The organism is Rahnella sp. PD4 (assembly GCF_049199325.1).
GTDB classification, from domain to species: domain Bacteria; phylum Pseudomonadota; class Gammaproteobacteria; order Enterobacterales; family Enterobacteriaceae; genus Rahnella; species Rahnella perminowiae.
Window position 1 is genome coordinate 116,385 of sequence record NZ_JBLZQF010000005.1, and the last position, 22,585, is coordinate 138,969.

At 51.5% G+C, this 22,585-nt stretch carries 19 protein-coding genes; 8 read left to right on the forward strand and 11 right to left on the reverse strand.

From position 1 onward, the window contains the following. Positions 1–31: 31 nt before the first annotated feature. A complete protein-coding gene (gene gntT, locus ACOZIO_RS14545; protein WP_129953845.1) occupies positions 32–1,348 on the reverse strand; it encodes a gluconate transporter in 1,317 nt (438 codons plus the stop codon). Positions 1,349–1,594: 246 nt separating this feature from the next. Here gntT and ACOZIO_RS14550 point away from each other — a divergent pair, with 246 nt between their 5' ends. Beyond that, positions 1,595–2,110, forward strand: coding sequence for a gluconokinase (locus ACOZIO_RS14550; RefSeq protein WP_129953846.1), 516 nt, complete (start codon positions 1,595–1,597; stop codon positions 2,108–2,110). Between the two features lie 130 nt (positions 2,111–2,240). Here ACOZIO_RS14550 and gntR read toward each other — a convergent pair whose 3' ends face one another. The 6 genes from gntR to ACOZIO_RS14580 form a co-directional block, all read right to left on the reverse strand. Next, on the reverse strand, positions 2,241–3,236 hold the full coding sequence (gene gntR, locus ACOZIO_RS14555; protein WP_129954170.1) for a gluconate operon transcriptional repressor GntR: 996 nt from the start codon (positions 3,234–3,236) through the stop codon (positions 2,241–2,243). Between the two features lie 106 nt (positions 3,237–3,342). Then, complete coding sequence (locus ACOZIO_RS14560; RefSeq protein WP_129953847.1) at positions 3,343–4,260, reverse strand: LacI family DNA-binding transcriptional regulator; 918 nt, start codon at positions 4,258–4,260, stop codon at positions 3,343–3,345. Between the two features lie 13 nt (positions 4,261–4,273). Continuing rightward, positions 4,274–5,656, reverse strand: a complete 1,383-nt coding sequence (locus ACOZIO_RS14565) for a glycoside hydrolase family 1 protein (RefSeq protein ID WP_421595444.1) — start codon at positions 5,654–5,656, stop codon at positions 4,274–4,276. A gap of 42 nt (positions 5,657–5,698) precedes the next feature. Next, entirely contained in the window at positions 5,699–7,027 is a 1,329-nt protein-coding gene (locus tag ACOZIO_RS14570; RefSeq protein WP_129953849.1) for a PTS sugar transporter subunit IIC, read from the reverse strand. Further along, positions 7,024–7,347 carry a PTS sugar transporter subunit IIB gene (locus ACOZIO_RS14575; protein WP_014333474.1) on the reverse strand — a complete coding sequence of 108 codons (324 nt, stop codon included), beginning with the start codon at positions 7,345–7,347 and terminating at the stop codon, positions 7,024–7,026. Before ACOZIO_RS14575 ends, ACOZIO_RS14570 begins: the two co-directional genes overlap by 4 nt. Before the next feature lie 262 nt (positions 7,348–7,609). Further along, positions 7,610–8,305, reverse strand: a complete 696-nt coding sequence (locus tag ACOZIO_RS14580) for a pirin family protein (protein WP_129991481.1) — start codon at positions 8,303–8,305, stop codon at positions 7,610–7,612. 495 nt (positions 8,306–8,800) lie between these two features. Here ACOZIO_RS14580 and ACOZIO_RS14585 point away from each other — a divergent pair, with 495 nt between their 5' ends. Further along, positions 8,801–10,651: a hypothetical protein gene (locus ACOZIO_RS14585; protein ID WP_421595445.1), complete on the forward strand. Its 1,851-nt coding sequence runs from the start codon at positions 8,801–8,803 to the stop codon at positions 10,649–10,651. A 386-nt stretch (positions 10,652–11,037) separates the two neighbouring features. Beyond that, positions 11,038–11,547: a GNAT family N-acetyltransferase gene (locus ACOZIO_RS14590; protein WP_129953853.1), complete on the forward strand. Its 510-nt coding sequence runs from the start codon at positions 11,038–11,040 to the stop codon at positions 11,545–11,547. On the opposite strand, the gene ACOZIO_RS14595 is transcribed toward ACOZIO_RS14590, so the two are convergent. Then, on the reverse strand, positions 11,544–12,764 hold the full coding sequence (locus ACOZIO_RS14595; protein WP_421595484.1) for an MFS transporter: 1,221 nt from the start codon (positions 12,762–12,764) through the stop codon (positions 11,544–11,546). The two genes, ACOZIO_RS14590 and ACOZIO_RS14595, sit on opposite strands and share 4 nt — an antisense overlap. Before the next feature lie 199 nt (positions 12,765–12,963). Here ACOZIO_RS14595 and ACOZIO_RS14600 point away from each other — a divergent pair, with 199 nt between their 5' ends. Then, complete coding sequence (locus tag ACOZIO_RS14600; protein ID WP_129953854.1) at positions 12,964–14,697, forward strand: lysophospholipid acyltransferase family protein; 1,734 nt, start codon at positions 12,964–12,966, stop codon at positions 14,695–14,697. Positions 14,698–15,099: 402 nt separating this feature from the next. Continuing rightward, positions 15,100–15,354 (forward strand): helix-turn-helix domain-containing protein, encoded by a 255-nt coding sequence (locus ACOZIO_RS14605; RefSeq protein ID WP_129953855.1) that lies wholly within the window; start codon positions 15,100–15,102, stop codon positions 15,352–15,354. Between the two features lie 298 nt (positions 15,355–15,652). Here ACOZIO_RS14605 and ACOZIO_RS14610 read toward each other — a convergent pair whose 3' ends face one another. After that, positions 15,653–15,952, reverse strand: a complete 300-nt coding sequence (locus tag ACOZIO_RS14610) for a hypothetical protein (protein ID WP_129953856.1) — start codon at positions 15,950–15,952, stop codon at positions 15,653–15,655. Between the two features lie 109 nt (positions 15,953–16,061). Between ACOZIO_RS14610 and ACOZIO_RS14615 the strand changes: the two genes are divergently transcribed. Further along, complete coding sequence (locus ACOZIO_RS14615; RefSeq protein WP_129991483.1) at positions 16,062–16,946, forward strand: LysR family transcriptional regulator; 885 nt, start codon at positions 16,062–16,064, stop codon at positions 16,944–16,946. Between the two features lie 67 nt (positions 16,947–17,013). On the opposite strand, the gene ACOZIO_RS14620 is transcribed toward ACOZIO_RS14615, so the two are convergent. Continuing rightward, positions 17,014–18,180 (reverse strand): serine hydrolase domain-containing protein, encoded by a 1,167-nt coding sequence (locus ACOZIO_RS14620; protein ID WP_240783470.1) that lies wholly within the window; start codon positions 18,178–18,180, stop codon positions 17,014–17,016. A gap of 431 nt (positions 18,181–18,611) precedes the next feature. Between ACOZIO_RS14620 and ACOZIO_RS14625 the strand changes: the two genes are divergently transcribed. Beyond that, positions 18,612–20,267, forward strand: a complete 1,656-nt coding sequence (locus ACOZIO_RS14625) for a methyl-accepting chemotaxis protein (protein ID WP_129953859.1) — start codon at positions 18,612–18,614, stop codon at positions 20,265–20,267. A gap of 41 nt (positions 20,268–20,308) precedes the next feature. Then, on the forward strand, positions 20,309–20,617 hold the full coding sequence (locus ACOZIO_RS14630) for a hypothetical protein (RefSeq protein WP_129953860.1): 309 nt from the start codon (positions 20,309–20,311) through the stop codon (positions 20,615–20,617). A gap of 482 nt (positions 20,618–21,099) precedes the next feature. Here the strand turns inward: ACOZIO_RS14630 and ACOZIO_RS14635 are convergent, their stop codons facing one another. Beyond that, the gene (locus ACOZIO_RS14635; protein ID WP_421595446.1) at positions 21,100–22,323 is read right to left on the reverse strand and encodes an NAD(P)/FAD-dependent oxidoreductase; all 1,224 of its coding nucleotides are present in this window, start codon (positions 22,321–22,323) and stop codon (positions 21,100–21,102) included. Positions 22,324–22,585: the final 262 nt, after the last annotated feature.

A 22,585-nucleotide genomic window follows, 5' to 3' on the forward strand; every position in this document is an offset into this window, starting at 1 on the left:
GGCTCGCCTTTTTTACGCTATCCGTTTGCCGTCAGACGACCATCGACAGCAGCAGGCATCCCGCCAGACCGCACAGGGAAATGATGGTTTCCAGCACCGACCAGGATTTGAAGGTTTCGACAATGCTCAGGTTGAAATATTCCTTGAACAGCCAGAAGCCCGGATCGTTGACGTGCGAGAAAATCACGCTGCCGGAACCGACGGCGATCACCATCAGTTCAGGACTGACGCCGGTCGTGGCGATCAGTGGTGCGGCAATACCGCCCGCCGTAATCGCGGCCACGGTGGCAGAACCCAACGCGATACGCAGAACCGCTGCGATAGACCAGGCCAGCAGGATTGGCGACAGGTTGCTGCCGTGCATCAGAGCCGCGATGTATTTTTCAATACCGCTGTCCACCAGCACCTGTTTGAACGCCCCGCCACCGCCGATAATTAACAACATCATCGCGATGATTTTGATGGAGTCGGTCACAGTCGCCATCACATCTTCCATCTTGCGGCCACGGTTCAGACCAAAGGTGAAGATAGCGATCAGCACCGCAATCAGCGTTGCCATCACCGGGTCGCCGAAGAATTCAGCATACGCCAGCACCGGATGGCCTTTCGGCAGGATCATTTCGCAGAGCGCGCGAAACGCCATCAGAATGACCGGCACCAGGGAGGTGGCGACACTGACGCCAAAGCCCGGCATCTCTTCTTCCGTGAAGGTTTTCGGGTTAAACAGACCTTCCGGCACCGGTTTGTCGATACCTTTCAGGAAACGCGCATACACAGGACCGGCCAGAATAACGGTCGGCACCGCCAGCAGCGAACCAAACAACAGCGTTTTACCCATATCCGCATGGAAAATCGTCGCAATTGCCGTCGGGCCAGGGTGCGGAGGCAGGAATCCGTGTGTGACGGATAACGCGGCCGCCATCGGAACGCCGACATACAGCAAAGGCAGACGCGCTGCCGCCGCCACAGTGAAGACCAGTGGCAACATCAGCACGAAGCCAACTTCATAGAACAGGGCAAACCCGACGATGAAACCTGTCAGCACAATCGCCCACTGAATGTGCTCACGGCCAAACTTTTCGATAAGGGTGGTCGCGATACGTTGTGCACCACCGCAATCTGCCAGCATTTTACCGAGCATGGCACCGAAGCCCATGATCAGCGCAAGACTGCCAAGCGTGCCACCCACCCCGTTTTTGATTGAGGTGATAACTTTATCGACCGGCATTCCCTGCATAATCCCCACCGCCAGCGCGACAAGAATCAGTGCAATGAAGCCATTAAGCTTAAATCGGATCATAAGTAACAACAGCAGTGCGACACCCACCGCTACAATAACTAATGGCATATTCTTCCCCTTATGCTGTCACTCAGGTATGGCTAAAAACCGGGTGATGCATTATTTTTAGTTTTCAAGATGTTGTAGGAATTAACAGTGCAACGGGTACAGACCGCGACCGCTAAAACAGCAGTGCATTCCTTTGTGATATTAGTCACATCTCCATTTGTTACCGGTATCATGATACCGGTAACATGCTAATATTAGGACTCACTACGCAGTCAAAATGTTCATTTTGGGATAGAGATCATACTTATGGCAGGACAAAGCATCATTCTGATGGGCGTGTCAGGCAGCGGTAAATCCACCGTCGGCGCGGCACTGGCCCGTGAAATTAACGCGAAATTTATCGACGGCGATGATCTTCATCCCCGCGCCAATATTGAAAAGATGGCCAGCGGCACGCCCCTGAACGACGATGATCGTGCACCGTGGCTATTACGCCTCAACGACGCGGCTTACAGCCTGCGCCATAAAAATGAAACCGGCATCATTGTCTGTTCCGCACTGAAGCGCCGTTACCGCGACGCCCTGCGTAAAGACAACGAAGGCATGGTATTTATTTACATGAAAGGCAGTTTTGAGGTGATTGCCGAACGTCTGAAAGCACGCGCCGGACACTTCATGCCGACCGATTTGCTGCGCAGCCAGTTTGAAGCACTCGAAGAACCCGGCGAAGACGAGCCGGACGTGTTGCGCGTAAATATCGATCACAAGTTTGAAGGTGTGGTGGATCGCTGTATCGCGGCTTTGAAGACGGTACAGAAGTAAGACTTTCCCCTGCGAAGGGGGATGTTAAGACCGGGGAAGTCGGGAGCGGGGTTTAATGGCAGCGCTGTCATCCGCAAAACCAACACCCCATCCCAGCCTTCCCCTCGTGAGAGGGGAAGGCGCAAAGAAATCAGATACTTCCGCCCGCAGAAATCGTAAACCCTACATCCACCATTCTCGGCACCACTTCTTCGCCGCGAAGTCTCGCCAGCAGGCGTTCGGCGGAGATTTGCCCCATTTTTTCACGCGGCGTCAGGACGCTGGCGAGCGGTGGCTCCATCGTTTGTCCCATGTTGTGTCCATGAAAACCGGCAATCGCCATTTGTGAAGGAATTTTCAGTCCCTGACGCTGGCATTCAAAGAATGCACCTGCCGCAAGGTCATCGTTGGTACAGAAAATACTGTCGATTTGTGGCCAGTCTTTTTGCGCCTGTCGCAATAACTCAGCACCACCACTGTAACTGGAAGAGCGGCTGGTCATCACACTGTAAGGCTCCAGACCGGATTCACGCATCGCCTGCTCGTAACCCTGCTGTTTAATAAGGGTACGTTCGTCCTGACGTGCGCCGAAATACACCACATGACGATGGCCGCGCGCGATAATTTGCTGAGTCATCTGCCGTGCGGCTTCAAAGTTGTTGAAACCGACCGCCAGATCCACGCAAGGCGATACGCAATCCATCATCTCTACCACCGGAATACCGGCTACTTCGATCATCTTCAGCGTACGCGCAGTGTGATGCCGCTCGGACAAAATCAGTCCGTCGATATTGTAGGAGAGTAACGAGGTCAGACGCTGTTCTTCACGTTCCTGGCTGTATCCGTAGTGCGCCAGCATGGTCTGATAGCCATGAATATCGGTCACGCTCTCAATGCCGCGCAGCACTTCCGCAAACACCTGATTGGTCAGCGACGGCAGCAGCACGCCGATAGCGCGACTTTTAGCGTTAGAAAGAATGTCAGGGGCGCGGTTGGGGATATAACCCAGCTCATCGAGTGCTGCTGAAATTTTTTCCTGCAACGCGCCGGAAACCTGTTCAGGATTACGCAAATAGCGGCTGACCGTCATTTTTGTGACGCCCACTTTGTCGGCAACATCCTGGAGTACGGGTCTTTTTTTCTTCATATTCATCAATGGGATGGTGCCGCTGAAAAGGTTAAAGGATCAGAGAGTGATGTTAGCAAACATTCGCGCAGGCGGATATCCGTTGCTGCGCGACATGAGAGGTTTGTCAGGAAGGTAAAGAGAGCTGGCCGCGAACCGGCGCGCTGATGTTGGCGGAAAACTGGCCGGTCAGCAGCGCCATCGCCCGTTGTGCCAGCGTTTCCAGCGGATAGGCAATGGCCGGAACGGCAGAAACACCCGGCGGCAACGTACTGTCGAGGCTAAACACCATCACGTTTCCCGGCACAGTGCGCCCGTGATGCATCAGCTGACGAAGTGCGTCCTGTGCCGACGAGTCATCCGGCACCAGCAGGGCATTGAACGGCACATTCTGTGCCAGCAGTTGCGTCAGTGCGTGTGAGCCGCTGTGAACCAGCCGGCGGTCGTAGGGCAGCAGGAATTTCTCCAGCGCCAGATGATATCCCTGCAGAATTTGACCTGCCGTATCATCATTTTCCGGGTTAATCAGGGCAATCTGTCTGCGCCCTTGTTTCAGCACATACTGACAGGCGGTTTCGGCCGCAAAGCTGCGGTCAAAATGAATACTGCGTGCAGAATCCGCATCCAGACAATCAATGGTAATGACGTTGTCGGGCAGCGTTGGCAAAGGAAAGCGTGCGCCGATCACAATCATCGCATCGCACAGGCCGCGGCCAATCTCGTCCACAGAATGCCTGAGACTTGCCGCGTCAGTGGCAAAACGCAGCAGCAAATATTTCTGATTCAGCCGCAACTCTTTTTCCAGAGCGTGGAGATAACCGGTCGACTGATTGATGTTTTCGGTCGCGCAAATGACCCCGATACAACCGGTGGATTGTGTAGACAGCGACTGCGCAATCACACTTGGTTTGTATTGCAGTGTTTCAACCGCCTGCATCACAGCCAGGCGGCTTTCTTCTTTGACACCGCGGCTGCCACTGAGGACACGGGACACCGTCGCTTTCGACACCTTCGCCAGCCGCGAAACGTCGTTAATGTTTGCCATGTCTTTCCTTGTGTTAATCGAAACCGTTATTTTTAGAAACTGCCGCGAACCATTCGCCGCTTTTCTTCACCGTGCGTTTCTGCGTTTCCAGATCCAGCTGGATGAAACCATACCGGTTTTTATAGGCATTCATCCATGACCAGCAGTCAATAAATGTCCACATGTGATAGCCGAGACAACCGCTGCCTTCCTGTAAGGCACGGTGCAACCATTTCAGGTGCCCGCTGACAAACTCGATGCGGTAATCATCATCAATCCGCCCTGCCTGTTCAAAGCGCAGTTCATTTTCCACACCCATGCCGTTTTCGGAAATGAAACAACGCGGATTACCGTAGTTTTCCCGCAGATTAGTCAGAATATCGTAAATGCCCTGCTCATAGATTTCCCAGCCACGATGCGGGTTCATTTTACGCCCCGGCATGACGTAGTTATCAAAGAACCATTCCGGCATAAACGGACTTTCAGGATTAACCATACTGTCGCGGCACTGAATGCGGCGCGGCTGGTAATAGTTAATGCCGAGCAAATCTACCACGCCCTGTTGCAGCAGTTCTTTATCGCCCTGCTGACAGGCCGGAAGCTGACCGTGTTTTTTCAGCAATTCCACCAGTTCCTGCGGATATTCACCTCGCAGCGCCGGATCAAGGAAACTGCGGTTAAACATCAGATCAGCAATATTCGCGGCTTTCAGATCAGCCGGATTCTGCGAACGTGGATAAGACGGCGTGAGGTTAAGAATGATACCGATTTCGCCACCGGGATCACGGGCGCTATAAGCTTTTACCGCCAGGGAATGCGCCAGCATGGTGTGATACGCCACGGTGGCGGCACGTTTGAAATCCACCACATTCGGATAATGGAAATCATACAGATAACCACCTTCCACCGGCACCACCGGTTCGTTGAACGTAAACCAATGCTTGACCCGGTCACCAAACAGTTCAAAACAGGTATCGGCGTATTTTGCATACGCCTGCACCACGTCGCGGTTTTCCCAGCCGCCGATTTCCTGCATCGCCATCGGCATATCGAAGTGGAACAGATTGATAAACGGCTGCACACCCTGCGCCAGCATTTCGTCGATCACCTGATTATAAAACGTGACCGCTTCCTGATTCACGTCGCCACGTCCGTTGGGAATTAAACGTGCCCAGGAAATCGACGTGCGGAAGGTGTTGTGATTCAGCTGTTTCAGCAGCGCGATATCCTCGCGCCAGTTTTTATAAAACGTTGAAGTATCCTGCGGGCCGACGTCATTGTGAAAGCGTGTTGGCTGCTGTGAATACCAGTGATCCCACACCGTGGCACTTTTCCCGTGGCTCAGGGATTCACCTTCGGTTTGTGGCGCCGAACTGGCACTGCCCCACCAGAATTCTTTTGGAAATGCGTATTTCATCGTTATCCTCGCTGTCCGTTAGCTGTACGTTTTAACTGATATTTAACTGTTTGCCGGCACGGCATTGCCCGCCGTTTGTGCCGTGGCTTTTTCCGCTTCCTGTTTCAGCAACGTACGTTCATAGGCTTTCAGGAACGGGTAGTACATAACGGCTGATAACACCATACAGAACAGGCACATAATTACCGGACTGAATGCCCAGTTTGCGGCCCATGACGCACCAATCGGTGCAGGTGTTGTCCAGGGTGTGAGCGAGACCACTTGCGCGACCCAGCCGAGTTTTGTGGCGGTGTAAGCAAAAATAGCATTCAGCATCGGCACCAGCGTAAACGGCAGGAAGAATACCGGATTCATGATAATCGGCGTGCCGAACAGGATAGGTTCGTTAATGTTGAAGAAGCTCGGTACCACCCCCATCCGGCCAATAGTACGCAGATGCACGGCCTTGCTGCACAGCAAGAGAATCGCCAGCGGTAAGGTCGACCCTACGCCACCAATCAACAGATAGTGATCCCAAAATCCTTGCAGGTAAATATGTGGCAATGGCGCACCGGCCTGTAACGCCGTCTGGTTAAGCGCCAGATTGGTCATCCAGAACGGGTTCATGATGCCAGTGACAATCAGTGCGCCATGAATCCCTGCAAACCACAGCACCTGGCAAATAAACACTGAAATTAAAATCGCCGGCAGCGAATCCGATGCAGAGACCAACGGTGCCAGCAAATGCATGATGGCTTCAGGAATAATCATGCCGGTGGTGGACTGAATAAAGAGATTCAGCGGATGCAGCGTGGCGACAATCACTACCACCGGGATCAGAATTTCAAATGAACGTGCCACACCGGTCGGCACTTCTTTCGGCAGGCGGATGGTGATGTTGCGGCGTTTGAGCAACGCATACACTTCAGCGGCATAAATCGCTGTCAGAATGGCGGTGAAGATACCTTCGCCGGAAAAATATTGCGTGGAGATTTGTTTGTCATGATACGGCGCGGCCACCAGCAGAAACGCCATAAATGCCAGTAAACCGGTCATGATCGGGTCAAGCTTATAATGCTTACCGAGGCTTGCACCGATACCTACCGAAATGAAAAACGTCATGACGCCCATGCTCAGATACCACGGCAACATCAGTTGTTCGCGGTATTTCAGCGACAAGTCCAGCCAGCCGCGCGCGAAGCTCATGGTCGTGTCCGGCGAGAAAGGCGGGAAGATAAAGACCAGCATGAACGAGCCAATAATCATAAATGGCAGCGCTGCGATAAAGCCGTCGCGGATGGCAATCACATGCCGCTGCTGACCGACACTGCCCGCCAGTGGCGTGATATGTTTTTCGATGACGTTAACCATCGCCTGATAGAGGCCACTCATACGCGGCTTCCTTCCTGTGCGATCAGACCAAAGGCAAAGTCGAGCACGTTATCACCGCGCTGCATGCCATAATCCATCATGTTGATGGTCTCGACCGGAATGTTGAATTCTGCCGCTCTGGCAGATAAATCAGCCTGCATGTAACGCACCTGCGGACCGAGCAGCACCACCTGATAATCACGGAATTTTTCATCAAACTCGCTGGCACCGAATGCGTCAATCTGCACCTCTTCTCCGCGTTCCGCAGCCACTTCTTTCATCTTCCGCACTAACAAACTGGTCGACATCCCCGCTGAACAACAAAGCATGATTCTTTTCATTTTGCTTCACTCCACGATGATTTATGTTCTGCCCGTTTTAATCTGCTGAGGGTATTTGAGGTGTTATGGAAACCGGTTTCCATCGCTATACCCTCGATGTGCGAACAGGCTCAAAATTTTGACGGGGGATTTGTTGCAGGTGTGAATGGCGTCACGAAGCGCAAAATTAAACAATGCAAAAGCGGGGAAAGAGGCTAAGGGAGAGAGCGGCATTGATACAAAAGAAAAAGGCGACCGGAGTCGCCTTAATAACCGTGAATCCTCAGACTGGCGGCAGATCGAACAGCAAGATTTCGCTGTCTTCATCTGCATGAACGGACAATGCCGTTTCATCCCAGACAGCCAGCGCATCACTCTGCCCGGCTTTCTTACCGTTGATGGAAACGGTGCCTTTTACCACCTGGATCCACACGCGGCGATCAGCTTGTATCTGGTAAACCGACTGCTCATCTTTTTTCAGTGCCCAGCGGGACAACTCCATATCCTGGAACACCTTCAGCGAACCCTCGCGGGCATCCGGTGAAAGCACTAACTGGCGGCCCTGCGGCGCATCGAACATGCGCTGTTCGTAACGCGGTTCCAGCCCTTTCTGATTTGGAATAATCCAGATCTGATACAGGTGCAATTTACGGTCGCTGTTACCGTTGTACTCCGAGTGCGTCACCCCGGTACCGGCGCTCATAATCTGGAACTCACCGGCCTGGATTTGTTCTTTATTGCCCATGCTGTCCTGATGTTCCACGGTGCCTTCCAGCACATAGGTCAGAATTTCCATGTCTTTATGCGGATGCTTACCAAATCCCTGCCCTTCATCGATGAAGTCTTCATTAATCACCCGCAATGCGGAGAACCCCATGAATTGCGCATCGTAATAATCGGCGAAAGAGAAAGTGTGCCAGCTTTCGAGCCAGCCGTGACTGGCGTGACCGCGTTCTTGTGCCTGACGTAAGTAGATCATGTTCAACTCTCCTCAATGTTTTCTCTAGTCTAGTCAACGGCTGAGAATAAGAAAGCGTAAAAACTTCACTCCTCTGTTCAAAAAATATGAACAAATGCAGGCCATTCAATCCAAAGGATTTGTGGGAGATGAGGCAAATGTTCGTATGCCGGTTGCTTAATTGCCTATCCGTACAATACTCAAAGAATAAATTCCTTAAGGTAAATTAATGTGACTTCTGTTCCCGGAAATTATCATGATTAACCACTGCAAGTTAATCGCAGGGATCACCGGCGGTATTAATCATTATCAGGCGCATCACGTGATATTCACGCACGGTAAGCGGTTATTCACAGATAAGGCATTTTCCTGGCCGTCTTATTTTATCGGACAGAACAATATCATGATAAATACCACATCCGTTGTGCCAGGCCGTACAGGGCCACATATTGTGGTTGAAAATACGGAGATATAACAAAGTAAAAAGCTCACCCTGAGCCTTAAAAGGATCCGCCCATGAAAACGTTAAATCGTATATCGGCACTGAAGGATTATAAATTACGGCAAGATCATAATGTCTTCGTTAATGGTTATTTTCAGGCCGGTGACGGCGGTGGCGGCCATTATTACTGGGACAAAAACTGCGTTCTGCCCGCCAATAACGGCACCGTCATCCGTTCTGATCACTCGGACACTGGACGCTGGCTGCTTATCCATCAGGGCGTGGGCGATTTCCGCACTTTCGGTGTTCTCAATGCTGATCAACCCGCCGACGATGCGCTGGATGCATTAGTCAATGACCCGGCCATCAGCCAGATCTTCGCTTTTTCAGATTTGCTCTTTCAGCGCCGTCATCGCTTCTCACGTTCAGACATCACCCTGGATTTCCAGAACAACCGAATTTTCACCACAGGCATTGCCAGCGCACCGGCCAATGACCCCTTTGCTGCTGTGCTGTTTTTCCAGGGCACGGTGACCGGCATGCCTGTCACCTTCACGCTGACGGAAACGTTACAGGAGCAAACAGATATTTTCCCGGTAGCGGATTCGTCAGTTTTTCAGGTGGGCGACTGGTATGCGGTTCAGGTGACGGCGGTGAAAGGCGCGGCAGAACGGGAACTGCAAAAACTGGTGGAAATTATCGCCATTCCTGACAGCACACATATTCAGATTGATTATTACAACGGCTGGGAATTGCTGGCCGGCAGGATAATCAGCTGGCAGAAAGTCGCACCGGTCAAATTCGTCACCGTCAAAAATATACAGTTCTTTGGCGCGGGTGCTGATCAAATCACCGGCAGCCATCCGGTGGCGTTTGAATTCGCGGTGTATGCCAACGTCGAAGGTATCCATTCGACGGGCTCCTTCTGGCCGGTGGTAATGCGCCGCTGGAATACCCATTATCTTACGAAGCAATGTTCTCTCATCAATCCGCCGAACACAGCTTTTGGCGGTGCCGGATACCTGACCCAGCAAATCTATTGTCTTTACGGCCAGGTCAGTGATTGCAGCGTCGCCAACGCGCGGCATTTAAATGATTTCACGGCGTCGGCGTATTGTCTGGTCGAAAATTGTCATGCAAGCGGACAAAGCGCGGAAAAAGGGCCGTTTGTGACCCACGGTCAGTACGAACATGATCTCACCTATACCGGCAACTCAGGCCTGATGACTTTTGCCAATTCCGGTGCGACCTGGGGAGGCAGCGCCAAACGTATCAATGTACGTAAACACGTCTGCCCGTGGTTTGTCGCACGCACCGGCGTGAGTGAACTCACGCTGGAAGATGTTGTGGTGATGGCTAACGACACTATCCCGCAGTCCGGGATGTTGTGGGTGAATGCCGACGGTTTGCAGATGACCGGCTGTACCGCTGACCGCACGCTGATTATCAGTCAGGCATCGCAACGCGCTGCGCGCCCGAATGTCATCCGTCAGTGCCAGTTTTCCCTGCCGGAGGACGGCGCACCGGTAGTACAAAGCAACGTCACCGCCGCTCTCACCTTTACCGATACAGTATTTAACGACATCAACGGGCAGGCTTTTGACAGCACCGCGCCGCTGAATTTTGTCCGCTGTACGTTTAATGCCACCACAGAATTTGCACCGCTCACCCTGAAATCCTCCACGCTGTCGGTTCAGGCATCACAGTTTAATCAGGCCGGTTTCGTCCTTTCCGGCACTGGGGCGAAGCAAATTGATATTCTTTCCTCGACGATGGTGCAGGCTACATTGGATTTCACTGCTTTCACCTCACAGCCCGCCGGTTCATTGATGTTTCTTAACAACCGCCTGTCCGGCAGCGCTGTCATTGCACAGCCTCCCGCCGGAGAACGGGTAATATGGCAGCAGAATATGATTTTTGCCTGAAACAGGCTCGCCAGAAATATGAAAGGTTTTTCGAAATAGTTTGAGTTGTGGAAAGGCGACCAGCGAGCGAATCCCCGGGAGCATACACAAGTATGTGACCGGGGTGAGCGAACGCAGCCAACGCATCCACAGCTCAAAATATGAAGAAAAAAAAGCCAGCACCCGGCTGGCTAAGTAATACTGGAAGCAATGTGAGCAATGTCGTGCATTCATGGGGACCCGTTTGACCTTGGTGTGAGGCCATCCCCGGAACGCATGGCAATAGTAATCATTATCATTCGCACTTGTAAAGCTTTATTTTTATCCAACATTCGATTGACACTTTTCCTAATCCTGATAAATCTGGTGGATATTCAAACGGTAACCACCATAAGAGGAGTGTCGCCATGAGCGAAATAGTCATTCGTCACGCTGAAGCCGCAGATGCAGAGGCGCTTCATCACCTATACGCTCAGGTTCCTGTTTACAGCGACACGCTACAACTCCCTTATCCATCTGCCACGCTATGGGCAGACAGGCTTGCTAATGCCACACCGGGTCGGTTTGCGCTGGTGGCGTGCATCGACGGCAAACTGGTGGGCAACCTCACCCTGATGGTCGAGCAGCCCTGGCGCCGCCGCCATGTGGCAACTTTCGGCATTGGTGTGGATACACAATTTCAGGGAAGAGGCGTCGGCAGCAAGCTGATTGCCGCCGCCCTTGAGTTGTGTGACAAATGGCTGCACGTGATCCGCGTCGAGCTGACAGTTTATGCCGATAATGATGCCGCAATCGGGCTGTATAAAAAGTTCGGTTTCAGCGTGGAAGGCCTTAGCCCGAGCTACGCAATGCGCGACGGCGAGCTGGTGGATACGCTGCACATGGGCCGCATCCGCCGCATCCCGCAGCCGGCTTAACCGGCAGAGGCGCTGGTTTCATGTGCGGGCTGACGTAACAGCAACCGCACTACCAGCGCCATTGCCATCAGCACCAGTAACGCCGAGCCAGGATAAATCGCATCAATCCCGGCCTGTGCCATCAGCATTCCGGCCAGCGGGCCGGTAATCCCCAGTGATAAATCAAGAAATGCCGAATAAGTCGCCAGTGCGCTGCCCTGATTTTCCGGCGGCAACTTTTTGACTGCCACCACGCCCAGCGCCGGATACACCAGCGAAAAGCCTACGCCGGTAATGAAAGCACCGGCCATCGCTGCCCACGCTGTCGGGGCGAGAAACACCATCATCAGCCCGATAATTTCCACCACAAAACACACCAGCGCTACGCGTAATCCGCCAAAACGGTTGATACTGTTGGGTAATAACAGCCGCATACCGACAAACGCCACACTGAAAAATGTCAGGGAAAACGCTGCGCCCGGCCAACCTTTCACGGCGTAAAACAGGGTGATAAAGGTGGCAATCACGCCAAACCCGGTCGAGGCCAGCGCCAGCATCATGCCATAAGGCAATATTTTCCCCAGCACCTGCCGGAACGGGATTTGCGTTGAGGCTTTCGCGACCACCGGCGGCTTGCGCCACGCGGTGACCAGTGCCGTCAGCGCCACCAGCATGATGCACACCGACAACAGTGTCAGGCCGCCGAAACTGAAAATCAGTACGCCAAGCGGGGCGCCAATCGCCATCGCGCCGTACGTCACCACTCCGCTCCATGAAATCACTTTGCCGATATGCAGGGAGCCGACCACGCTGATCCCCCACAATGTTGAACCGGTTCCGGCAAAACTTTGTCCGACACCCAACATCACGCGGCCGAGACATAATAACGCCAGACTGACCGCCGGCGCGGCGTCAAATCCCAGCGCCAGCAGATAGCACACGCCGCTGAGCAGACAGCCGCTCAGCCCGAACATCACCACCCTTTTTGGCCCGACTTTATCCGCATAACGCCCGGCATACGGACGGCTCAGCAACGTCGCGAAATATTGCAGGCTGATCACCAGTCCCGCCCAGAAGGCGCTGTAACCGAGATGCTCGTGCACATAACCCGGCAGGATCGCCAGCGGCAGGCCGATGGTCAGATAATTGGCAAAATTAAATACCAGAATGGAGAGAATTCGCAGCGTGGTCTTTGCCGGATGGGTGGCCGTTAAATCAGGCGAAGCAGCGTCAGGCATGGAAATTTGCATCTCACGAAAAGAGGGTTCAGGCATGTTACGAAGCCGTAAAGGAATATTTGACTTTATTAGTAATAGCGTCCTTTCGCAACAAATTGAACCGCTGTTTTACTCAGGCTTCCCGGTACTGCCATCAAAGTGACACATCACTGTCATGCGCGCTGATTATGGTCGGTAGACTTCAACCGGAGGACATCCTATGTTCAGCATGGATACCCTGTTTCAGGATCTCGACCCGCAGCATAAAACCCCTTCCTGGCAACGCCGTCTGTTAAAAATCCTGTTCCGCGAAAAAGAATTCCACCGTTTTGCCGATCAGTATCCGCACCTGAAAGGCATTGATATGGCCGAGCAGGTGCTTGAGCATTTTAATATCCGCTGTGAACTGACAGAGCGCGACCGGGAGCAGATCCCGAGCTACGGCCCGGTGGTTATCGTGGCGAATCATCCGATTGGCACGCTGGATGGACTGGCGATATTGCATGCGGTGGCGTCGGTGCGTCCGGATGTCAAAGTGGTGGCAAATCAGTTGCTGTCACTGGTGTCCTCACTCGGCAGCCTGATGATCCCGGTGGATAATATGGGCAACCGCACACGGCGCAATCAGGTCACTCAGATGCAGGAACATCTGGAAAATCAGGGCGTGCTGATTGTCTTCCCGGCGGGCGAAGTCTCGCGCATGAGTTCGAAAGGTGTGCGCGACGGAAAATGGCACACCGGTTTTATCCGCCTCGCCGCCAAAGCCCGTGCGCCGGTCGTACCGGTGCATATCAGCGGCAGTAACAGCATGCTGTTTTATATCAGCTCCATGATTTACCGCCCGTTCAGTACGCTTTTACTGGTGCATGAAATGTTTGGTCAGCGTGGCAATAGCCTGACGCTTAAAATCGGGGCGCGCATTCCTTATACCAGCTGGCACGACGGACAAATGCAGGCGGGCGATCTGGCGGCGCGTTTTCGTAAACATCTTTACCGCCTCGGCGCCGGCAAACCGGGTTTGTTCCATACCGAGACGTCGATTGCCCGCGCGGAAGACCGTGCAGTCTTGAAACACGCCCTGGAAGCCAGCGAAGTGTTGGGCAAAACGCCGGATGGCAAAATGATTTACCTGTATCGCCGCCACGGTGAAGACACTGTGCCGATTTTGCGCGAGCTGGGGCGCTTACGCGAAATTGCGTTCCGCGCCGTTGGCGAAGGCAGCGGACGCCGTCGTGATCTCGACGGCTACGATGACGATTACTATCATCTGGTTTTATGGGATCCGCAGGCGCTGGAAATTGTCGGCGCATACCGGTTTATCCCGACCGCAGAACAAGTCGCCAGCAAAGGACTGAACGGGATCTACAGCCAGAGCCTGTTTCAGTACGGCCATCAGATGGACCCGATTCTGGCGCAGGGTATCGAACTCGGGCGCAGCTTTATTCAGCCCGCCTACTGGGGTAAACGCGGGCTGGATTATCTGTGGCTCGGTATCGGGGCGTATCTGGCGAAATATCCGCAGACACGCTACCTGTTCGGACCGGTATCGATTTCCGGCGGGATGCCGCTGCCCGCCCGTGATTTACTGGTCGCGTTTTACCGCCTGTATTTCTCTCCGGCCTTACCGCTGGCGACATCCCGGCGCCCCTATCCGGCGTCGTTGCCCGACGTGTTAGCCCAGTTTTGCGGCGATGATTATCAGGAAGATTTGCAACGCCTGAAACGCCTGCTGGCAAATCTCGGCTGCAGCATTCCGGCGTTGTATAAACAATATTCCGAACTTTGCGAAACCGGCGGCGTGCAGTTCATTGATTTCGGCAGCGATCCTGAATTCAATAACTGTATCGACGGGTTAGTGCTGGTAGATCTCAGCCAGCTAAAACCGGCGAAGTTTGAGCGTTATATTGCGGTGCATCAGATAAATGAAACGCATGCAATGCATGAAAATTTATAGGAAGGCATCACGCAACTTCTTGATTTGATGTTTGGCAGGCGATCAGTCGTTACTGTATTATTCCCGGGCTGCGGCACATCCGCAGTCCGGGAATTGCAGCCCGGCTTGGAAAACAACAGTGCGATAATATATAGCTATCCTCTGTTGCAGCCTTGTCACATCCGTCGGAAATTATCTGATGTTCTATGGTGGCTCAGGCGGGGCTGACTTCGGTCAGACCGGGGTCCAAGCCGGTACTGCAATCTCCGTCTGGGCTACCACCCAAAAGAGTATTGCAGCTCTTCTTAGGGGTAGTAATCACTGCTTAACTTGGACAAGCAACATGAAACATGTTTCTCATAATCCTACCTTTCTACCGTTCCCCGATTGCTCAACGAGCCCGAACATTTGGGGAGGTGTGCAATGAAAACCTACCAATATGAAGATTGGCATTCCGCCGATATCATCGCCGGGCTACGTAAAAAAGGCACCACACTTGCCGCCGTTTCACGCGCCGCAGGTTTATCTTCCTCTACACTGTCCAACGCACTTTCCCGCCCATGGCCGAAAGGCGAATTATTGATTGCAGAAGCACTTGGCCTGGTGCCTGCGCAAATCTGGCCGAGCCGATATTATGATCACAGAGGCGCAGAGATCAGGAAAGTGCTCAGAAAATAAAAAATGAAGTCATTAAATAGTCGGGAGCGGCATTCCGGCGCTGTATAAACAAGACTCCGAACTTTGCGAAACCGGCGAAGTTTGAGCGTTATATTGCGGTGCATCAGGAGATGCAGAAAGCGTAATTCCCCTTTCGGAAGCCGGCTTAAAACCGCCAGTATCGTATGCCTCCCCGGCACCGGGGAGGCATTTTCGTGCAACACCCCCTGCCGTTTAATACATCCATCGAATCAATAAATAATTAATTTTTATTCACAGGGGATATTTAATTATTTTTTACAATGACGCAGACGTTTTTCTAGCAGGAAACTCCATTCCCCTCGAGCAATTTTTGCATTAGCCTTAATTCTTGTTTATAAATATAACGTAGCGGGTCAGCACCACCAATAACGTTGTGGGAGTCAACCAATACCAGGCATGGAAATGATCTGGGCGCGGCTTCAGAAAGAACACATGCCAATTCCTCATCAGTAAAGATAGAGGAATTCAGGGGATCGTTATTAATATTTAAATAATCTTTTATAAACCATTTTTCAAATGAGGCGTTATCAGTAAGGACTTTCATAAAACCTTTTCTGCTCTGTTCAGTGAATGCCATTATTAGGCCGCCCTCTGAGTTCATACACAATAGAAATTTTTAAAAATCGTGATTTGAAATATTTTGTGACCTACATCATGTATTTGATTAAAAGGATGATAATACTCTTGTGAGCAATAAATTTGACTATAATTTGATCAAAACTCTGGTCCTGGTTTATGAAACCAAAAGCATGAGTAAATCGGCGAAAGCACTGGGGCTTTCTTCCCCAACGCTGACCTATGCATTAAACAAATTGCGTGATTACTATAACGATCCGTTATTCATCAAATCCTCCAGAGGGCTTAAAGCGACGCCCGTTGCCAATCAGCTATATCCGAATTTCAAGAAAATTGACGAAGACATTGCGAACTCTGTGATGATAAGCGGCAAAAATTATCCTGAGGTTGCTGATGTTATCATCAGAACTAATACTATGGTTGAATATTTCCTGATGGATAAACTGCTAAAAAATAATAAATTGCGGGAAGGTATTAATTTCACGTTTAATAACCGGATCATGCTTGAAGAACAACGACTCACCGCACTGGTCTCACGGGAGGTGGATATTGATATTGGCTCGGCCATAAAGCATAACCACTCGTTTATTTCTACCCGTATCGCACAATCAAAAATTATTGGCTTATGCCGTCAGGGACATCCGCGGATTAAAGAAAATTTAAGCCTGGAACAGTGGATGAAAGAAGAGCATGCCGTACTCAGTTCTGCTGAAACACACGCCTATCTGCCGGAGAAATTATATGCAAATTTCCATCAGCGAAATATCCGTTACCGCTCAAATTCATTGCTTAATATGCTGCATTGCATAGAGAAAAGCGACTTTGTTATGTTCTTCCCGGAGTTCCTGCTGAAACATATTCCGCACTATTTTAATTTGCAAACGGTTGCTATACCCTGGATGGAAAAAGATACGATGGATGTTTATGCCTATATTCATAGCAAGGCAAAAAATGACGAACGACTGCTGCATATAATTGATTTACTGAAACTGTAGAAGCGGGAAAACTCACCCTTGCGCGCAAAAACGGAAGGGATTCTTTGTTATTTCAACGTCTCTTCCATCACCGGCAACGGCCTTTGAAATCGTCCGCCATTGCCATTTTCAGTAACAAATCATGGCCGACATAATTGCTCCAGTTGAAGGAATTTTGTAGAACCACTACCGCATTTTTATGCTTTTTATCGAAGCCAATATAACTGGAATACCCACCGATATAGCCGACCTGATAAGTAATAATCTGTCCATCTTTATAATCTGTGACCCAGGCGATGTTAGCGGCTTCCATTTCTCTCTGGAAATAAATCTTTTCCGTGGTCTGAATAGCGGCACTGAGAGCCGCAGATTGTGAATCATCAATATGCGCCCGCAAATATTTCAGCAAATCATCAGCATTACTGTAAAGGCTGGCCGCCGCCACCATATTGTTCGAGAAATGCCAGTCAGGCACCACGTCGCCACGGCGGATAAGTTTAGGCTGATCCCCTGCATGACCAATCGCGCGGTACGGATAGGTTTTTAACTGGCTGGCATAAAAACTGGTGTTACCCATTTTTAAGGAATCAAAAATAAAGGTATAAGATAATTGCTGAATATCTTCACCGGTTTTTAATTTCAAAATATAACCGAGCAGTGCATAGCCTAAATTAGAATATTGTGGCTGACGTAATAACGGCCTTTTAAAAGACGACAGGTCATCGACCACGGCATCGCTGTCCAGCTCATGATAGAAATTGTCGCCGGTATATAAATACTTAAGGAAACTTTCCAGCATATCTTTGGTCATGTTCTGACGGGGCAAACCCGAAGTGTGCGTCGCCAGTTGCAACAGGGTGATTTTTTTGGCGTCCTCGCTCAGCGGGGTATTTTTTGGCAGGAGATCCACCAGTTTGTCATCCCACTTGAGCTGTCCTTTATCGACCAGCCCCGCCACCACTTCTCCCGTCACACCTTTACTGACCGAACCGAGTGCAAACAGGGTTTCGCCATCAATCCTGTAACCGTTCACCGCGTTGGTATAACCATAGCCCCAGGTTCTGGCCGCGCCGTTATTTCTGATGATCCCGATCGCCATGCCGCTGGATTTTTCTTTGTGCAGGTACCGCCGGGCTACGGTATCCACCATGTCGTCAAGATTTTGGCTACAGGCCAGCTGCTTCACTTCATGCGGATTTTCTTCAACCTGCATATCGGAAAGTGTGCCGCACGCTGTCAGAAGCAGTGGAAGCATGATACTTAAGCCCGAAAATCGTCCCGTGATTCTTTTCATTTTATTGATTTATAAAGATAAATAGCACGGTGGCAATTATGAATAAACATCAGGTGACCTTGTGACAGAGAAAGAGACATGCCGGATGGGCGCGGGCAGGTCGCAGACTGTGTTATTTCCTCGCGCTTTTCAATGAGAAATTGCCGTGTTCCTGATGTTCTTTTTAACAACCTTCCTGATCCGTCGGAAATGATTCAAAAACCGATCCAATGAGAATGAAAAATCTCTTTAGATGCATAAAAAATCATTCGCAACATTATTTATGAACATTTTATTAACGTAAATTATTGAATTAGATCGGTTTAATTAACGTTAACGCAATTTTTGCCGATAACCGTGATTCACATCCTGTCTTTTTCCTGAAGGCGGGACTTTTAAAATCAGGGGAAAATATGAACATCACACAACGTCTTTTACTGACGTTCTCGCTGCTTTCTGCGGCCCTTATCTCAATGGGCGTCGTCGCAATCATGTTGATTTCGGGTTTCCAGGACCGGTTTGAATATGTTCAGGTCAATACGATCCCTTCAATTAAGGATCTCAATAATCTTATTGATCAAAGCAATAAGCTTTCTCTCACCCTCTATAAACATCAGAGCCAGACCGATAACGGTAAAATGCCTGAAGTAGAAACCCGCATTCAGCAGCAGATTGCCGGGCTAAAAACGCTGACGGATTATTATCTGCAGCACAACATCTCAGATGCTGAAGATGAAAGGCTGACACACGTGGCTTTTGACAATATTCGTAAAGTGGAAGAGAAACTTCCCGCCTTTCTGACCTCTTCACGAGCGCATCAGGACGATGTCACTCTGGCAATGATTGAGGGCGACGACAGTATCGGCGGGGCTATCCGTCAGCTCATCGCCGATTATCGCAAACAGCTTACCTTAAATATCAACATCGGTGAGGGGCTGCGGGCCATCAACCACAGCATTTTCAACACCACATTGTGGGGAATGGGCGGCAGCGTGACGATCATTATTCTGCTGTTGGGATCCTTCGCACTGGCCACCATCCGTCGGGTACGAAAAAGCCTGCTGGACATCGGCGGGATTATGGCCGTCGCCAGCGAGCGGCTGGATCTGACCGTAAGCGCCGATGACAGCCGTCATGATGAAGTGGGCAATATGGCCCGCGCGTTCAATAGCCTGATGCAACGCGTATCCGGAGCGCTGCTGTCTGTGAGCGCGGCTTCCCAGTCCGTCAGCAGCGCCTCGGCACAAATCGCGGCCGGTAACGAAGACCTCTCCTCGCGCACCGAGCAGCAAGCAGCTTCTCTGGAACAAACGGCCGCCAGCATGACCGAGCTGAGCGAGACGGTTCGCCAGACGGCTGACAACACGCGTCAGGCCAGCCAGCTGGCGGGTAACATGAATGCACTGTCGGAGAAAAGTGCATCATCACTTGAGACGATGCTGGGTACGATGGGTGATATCCGCAGCAGTTCACGCAAAGTCACTGAGATCATCACGCTTATCGAGGGCATCGCCTTCCAGACCAATATTCTGGCGTTAAATGCCGCCGTGGAAGCGGCACGTGCCGGTGAGCACGGTAAAGGCTTTGCTGTTGTTGCAGGAGAGGTCAGAAATCTTTCTCAACGTTCGACCACCGCCGCGCGTGAGATAAAAGAACTGATCGACCTTTCCTACAGCCTGATCGAAGCCGGTGCCCATCAGGCGGGCGATGTCGGCGAGAACATGAACTCCATGGGTAATGCCATCCGTCAGGTGACTGATTTGGTCAACGAGATTGCCGCTGCGGCAACAGAACAGAGTCAGGGGATTTCTCAGGTACATCAGGCGGTCAATCAGATGGATGACGTGACTCAGCAGAACGCCGCGCTGGTAGAGGAAGCCTCTTCAGCCTCGCGCTCGTTGCAGGATCAGGCTGACGGCCTGGCGAGACTGGTCGGCGAATTCCGTCTCAGCGACGCCACGGCTCAGCATCAGTCCCGGGCAAAACCGGCGCGGGCACTAGCCGCCCTTCCACGCACGGAAAAGCCGGGTGCGCACTCCACAAATGAGTCCGACTGGCAAAGCTTCTGATCAGGCTTTTGCCGTCGTCTCGTTACCGGGAGAACGTCATTATGGAAAATCTTCAGGAGCATGCCGGCCATCTGGAAAAACACAGGGCGCTGATCGAGAGCTTCGAACAGATGGCGGTGCTGGTGAATCAGCTTGCTACGGGAGAATACCGTTCACTGGATTTGTACATTAATAACTGCCGACATTTCCGCGATCGCAGTCTGGAAGTTCAGGCGGTGCTGGCAGATAAGCGTTTTGAAACCTACCTGATGCGCAATGATATTACGCTGTATTACAGCATTCACAGCGTAAATATGGCCTTCGGCATGATGACCAATATGCTGGAAAATTTGAAAGGTTTTTTGTCCTGAGAAGGTGTTACCGGGGGACTCCAAAACGCCAGTCAGGCTGCCGTTCACGACAGGAGACTATGAGTTCAAAGTGACCGTATCCTAAAAGTACGTTTTAGCTGACCCCGCTACCTCAGAAAGGGTGGCGGGGTTTCTTGTGGTTCGTATTATTGGGTTTTACGCGTAGACTGCCCAACCTCACAAACCCGCTGTGATTATCCCGTAATAAAAACAATACCGCCCACAGGTGGCATTAAAACATCTGGACAGATAAACGCGGCAAGCCGCTAGCCTGCTTATGCAACCCAGCGGCCTTGCTCACCGGCGTGAACCGCTCGCTAAACACGACATAGGATCTGTCGGTCAGTGGCGACCACTACCCTATGTCGTGTTTTTCTGCTTTTGAGGGGGGAGATTTTCCTGTTTGACATCAAAATTAGATTTTTTGTCGAGGTGCTCTGGATCACGAACTTTAATGTCTCAAATGCAGGTGAGATCACCAACTATTTATTCAGATCACCATTTTTATTATTGCAAAACACCACCAGATCCTGCGCACAGGCCCACGCCGAACTCCACGCCCACTGGAAGTTATATCCACCCAGCCAGCCGGTGACATCCACTACTTCACCGATAAAATACAAGCCCGGCACCTTAGCGGCGGCCATGGTTTTGGACGACAACTCTTTGGTATCGACGCCGCCAAGCGTCACTTCTGCCGTGCGGTAACCTTCGGTGCCGTTGGGCTGAACCTGCCAGTTTTGCAGTTGTTCAACCAGTTCCGCCTGCTGCGGCACATTCAGCTGTTTCAGCGTGACGTCCGGCAACTGACCCAGCGTTTGCAGGCACTCCACCAGACGTTTCGGCAGTTGCATCGCCAGCGTATTTTTCAGGCTCTGATTCGGGTGTTCCTGACGCTGCGTATTCAGAAACGCCGCCAGATCAACATCAGGAAGTAAGTTAACGCTCACAAACTCACCCGGCTGCCAGTAGCTCGAAAGCTGTAAAACTGCCGGACCGGACATGCCACGATGGGTGAAAAGAATGCTTTCACGGAAAACCGTGCCGTCTTGCGCAGTCAGAACCGCAGGCACTGACACGCCGGAAAGCGTCTGCAAATGATCGAGCAGCGGTTTGTGCAGGGTAAACGGCACCAGACCGGCGCGGGTCGGCAGCACTTTCAGGCCAAACTGTTCCGCCAGACGGTAACCGAAGGGTGTCGCGCCCAGCCCCGGCATGGAAAGCCCGCCGCTGGCAATAACAAGTGAGTGAGTGCTTACAGTGGAGCCATTCACCTTGATGACAAAGCCATTTTCGGTTTTCTGCACATCGGAAATCTCGCTGCGCAGGCGTACATCGACATTGCCCAGCCCGCATTCTTTATCGAGCATGCTGACGATTTGCTGTGCCGAGTCGTCGCAGAACAACTGCCCGAGGGTTTTCTCGTGCCAGGCGATGCCGTAACGGTTGACCATATCGATGAAATCCCACTGGGTGTAACGCGCCAGCGCGGATTTACAAAAATGCGGATTTTCGGAAAGATAGGCAGCGGGTTCAGCATAAAGGTTGGTGAAATTGCAGCGTCCGCCGCCTGACATCAAAATTTTGCGTCCGGTTTTTTTGCCGTTATCCAGCAGCAGAACCCGGCAGCCACCTTGTCCGGCCTGCGCCGCGCAGAACATGCCTGCCGCACCTGCACCAATGACTACCACATCAACCTGTTCCACTTTCGGCCTCTCTTTTACGGAAATTCAACTACGTTTTACATAAGGTTCGCCCTGTTTACCGGGGCGTTGAGCCGCGGATTGTAAGGGACAGGCGCCTGTTAAACCAGCCAACAGACCGTTTCCTGAACGTCGTAAGTAAATGTTTCAATCACCAAAGGAGGAATAACTTTTTGATAAATAAAAACTTAACCAAATCCAGGGTAGATATTGGACTGTTTTTAGTCAAAAAAATGTCATATTTTCCTTTTCCCCTCCCCCTGTT